4 protein-coding genes are annotated in these 2994 nt (G+C 75.4%); 1 reads left to right on the top strand and 3 read right to left on the bottom strand.

Annotated elements, in window-relative coordinates; all coding sequences use genetic code 11:
• The 3 genes from CCN44_RS12220 to CCN44_RS12210 form a co-directional block, all read right to left on the bottom strand.
• Positions 1–976 (bottom strand): ABC transporter permease (locus tag CCN44_RS12220; protein ID WP_086697657.1); only part of this gene is annotated, 976 nt, incomplete at its 3' end.
• On the bottom strand, positions 973–1884 hold the full coding sequence (locus CCN44_RS12215) for an ABC transporter ATP-binding protein (protein ID WP_059251218.1): 912 nt from the start codon (positions 1882–1884) through the stop codon (positions 973–975). The genes CCN44_RS12220 and CCN44_RS12215, both read right to left, overlap by 4 nt.
• Positions 1881–2267, bottom strand: a complete 387-nt coding sequence (locus tag CCN44_RS12210) for a GntR family transcriptional regulator (RefSeq protein ID WP_059251220.1) — start codon at positions 2265–2267, stop codon at positions 1881–1883. Before CCN44_RS12210 ends, CCN44_RS12215 begins: the two co-directional genes overlap by 4 nt.
• 112 nt (positions 2268–2379) lie before the next feature.
• On the opposite strand from CCN44_RS12210, the gene CCN44_RS12205 reads away from it, so the two are divergent.
• Complete coding sequence (locus CCN44_RS12205; protein ID WP_086697656.1) at positions 2380–2922, top strand: RNA polymerase sigma factor; 543 nt, start codon at positions 2380–2382, stop codon at positions 2920–2922.
• Positions 2923–2994 lie beyond the last annotated feature (72 nt).

The following is a 2994-nucleotide window of genomic DNA, read 5'->3' as shown; positions in this document are numbered from 1 at the left end:
TGGTCCGGCGCCGGACCAGCCGGAGGACCAGCGCGGCCAGCAGGGCGGTGAGGGCGAGCAGGACGCCGGTCGCGGCCAGCTGGAGCGGCCAGTAGTGGGCGAGGGGGTGGTAGTCGACGTAGAAGCCCGTGATGCCGCGTTCGTCGTTGAGGGCCTGGCAGACGCTGCTCGCGTCGCCCGTGCAGGACGTGGTGGGCCGGTGGGCGCCCGTGGCGGTGATCACGCCCTCCTCGACCTTGATGCCCGTGTAGTGCGGGGACTTCCGGCGCCCGCTGACACCGGTGGCGACCGGCCACAGGTGCGGCAGGGTCAGGTGGACGGCGATCCACAGCGCGGCCACGGCCGGCACGGAGGCGCACAGCGCGAGCAGCGAGCGGCCCAGGAGCAGCCCGACGAGGGCGCCCAGGAGGAGACCGGCCAGCGCGAGTCCGACGGTCACCGGGCCGTTGGCGTAGAAGGTGAGCGGGTCGTACCAGGCCTTGGCGGTGTCGACGCGGCCCTCGGCCGCCGACCAGGCCAGGCGGTGCAGCCACACCAGCAGGGCCGTACCGGCGCCGACCAGGGCGGCGGGGACGGCGAGCTGGGCGGCCAGCAGGCGCAGCGGGGAGACGCCCTGGGTCCAGGCGAGCCGTGCCGTGCCGGTCTCCAGCTCGCGGCCGGTCAGGGCGGCGCCCGCCCAGGCGGCGGCCAGGAACGGGATCGCCAGCAGGGTGAGGGTCGTGTACTGGTAGACGTCCTTGTAGCGCAGGATCGCGTCCTGGTCGTACCGGCACGGGGTGGGGCGCCAGCAGGTGGTGTCGTACTGGTGCCAGGCCGCCGCGGCGGCGTCGGCGAGCGGGCCGCGCAGCCACAGCAGCCCGGCGGCCAGGGCGATGACGAGGACGGCCCAGCCGTACAGCGCGGGGCGGTGCACGCGCAGCAGCCAGCGGACCGTGCGGGGCCGGCCGGCGGCCGGGGACGTCGGGGCGGCGGTCACGCGGCGTGCTCCTCGTTCCGGGCGGAGCCGGCGGGCTCGGCGGGGGTCAGGGCGGGCGCCTCGGGGTTGCGCAGGTGGGCGAGGACCAGGTCCTCCAGGGAGGGCGCGGAGGTGCGCCAGTCGGCGGGGACCGGCCCGGCCGGCCGGATCAGCGCGCTGATCTGGCGGCCGGTGACCCGGGACTCGACCACGGTGTGCGCGCCGAGGCCGGTGGACTGCGCGGCGCCGGACACCCGCAGATGGGCGGCGAGCAGGTCGTCGATCTCCCCGGCCAGCCGGATCCGGCCGCCGCCGACCAGCAGCAGGTGGTCGCAGGAGTCCTCCAGCTCGGCCACGACGTGCGAGGACATCACGATGGTGGTGCCGTACTGGGCGGCCTGCGCCATCAGCGTGCCCATCAGCTCGTGCCGGGCCAGCGGGTCGAGGTCGGCCATCGGCTCGTCCAGGAGCAGCAGTTCGGGCCGCTTGCCGAGGGCGAGGGCGAGGGCGACCCGGGTGCGCTGGCCGCCGGAGAGGGAGCGGACGCGGGCCTTCGGGTCCAGGTCGCCGCCCGCGACGACCCGCTCGGCGCCGGCCGCGTCCCAGCGCCCGGGGTTGAGGTCGGCGCCCATGCGCAGCGTCTCGGCGACGGTGAGCTGCGGGTACAGCGGCTTGTCCTGGGCGACGAAGCCGATCCGGGGGCGGGCGGCGGCCGGGGTGGTGCCGAGGACGGTCACGCTGCCCTCGGTGGCGGCGGTGAGCCCGGCGGCCAGGGCGAGCAGGGTGGACTTGCCGGCGCCGTTGGGGCCGACGACCGCGCACACGCGCCCGGTGGGCAGCCGGAACGAGCAGTCCCGCAGGGCCCAGCGCGGACGGAGGCCGAACCGTTTCCCCAGAGCCTCGGCCCTCAACGCCGTGTCGCTGCTCATGACGGGTCTCCCTGGAAGTGCGTGTCGAGTACGGCAGTGAAGAGTGCGGCCACGTCGTCCCGCTCCAGACCGGCGGCGCGGGCGCGGTCCGCCCACTCCTGGAGCTCCCTGCGCAGCGGGGAGTCGGCGGGGGCGGTGCCCAGGGACCGCCGGACGAAGGTGCCGAGACCGCGCCGGGCCTCCACCAGACCCTCGCGTTCCAGTTCGCGGTAGGCCTTCAGGACCGTGTTGGGGTTGATGGCGGTGGCCTCCACGACCTCGCGTGCGGTGGGCAGCCGGTCGCCCGGCCGCAGCAGGCCCATGCGCAGGGCCTGTTTGGTCTGCTGGACGATCTGCACATAGGTGGCCACGCCGCTGTGCCGGTCGATGCGGTACTCGACCATCGGTACAACCACCCTTTCACTAATTGAGTAGTGAAAGGGTGGTGGAAGGGCTGCCCGAAAGTCAACCGCGGGCCGAGTGAACCGATCGGCGGGGCCCGTCCGATGAGGAGACGTGAGCGAGACGAGAAGCGACGGGGAACTGCTGCGGGCCATCGCGGCGGACCGCGACCGGCACGCCTTCGAGCAGCTGTACCGGCGGTACGCGCCCTGGCTGACCGCACGGCTGCGCGGGCGCTGCGCCGACGCCGGGATCGTGGACGACGTCGTCCAGGAGACCTTCCTCGCGGTCTGGCGGGGCACCGCGCGCTACCGCGAGGAGGGCGAGGTCGCCGGCTGGCTGTGGCGCATCGGCTCCCGCCGGCTCGTCGACGCGCTGCGCGGCGACGGCGCGCGCGGCCGGCTGCGCCAGGCACTGGCCCGGCTGCGGCACCGCGAGGAGGCGTCCGCCGAGGACCGCGTCCTCGCCGGGGTGGAGCACGGGGACCTCGCGGGCGCCCTCGTCCGGCTCTCACCGGAGCTGCGGGCGGTCCTCCAGGCGACGGTCGTCGACGGACTGACCACGCGCGAGGCCGCCGTCCTGCTCGGCATCCCACCGGGCACGGTCAAGACACGGGCGATGCGGGCCCGGAGACAACTGCGGGAGGCACTGGCATGACGGAACGATCTCGGGTGCGGGGCCGTGGCCGGACCCCCGGCCTCCGGCCGGGTCCGCACTCCCGCCCGCACC

The sequence above is a fragment of the Streptomyces tricolor genome (genome assembly GCF_002155905.1).
In the GTDB taxonomy this organism is placed as follows: domain Bacteria; phylum Actinomycetota; class Actinomycetes; order Streptomycetales; family Streptomycetaceae; genus Streptomyces; species Streptomyces tricolor.
Note: the sequence above shows the minus strand (reverse complement) of the source record. Positions and strands in the feature narration are given on the sequence as shown.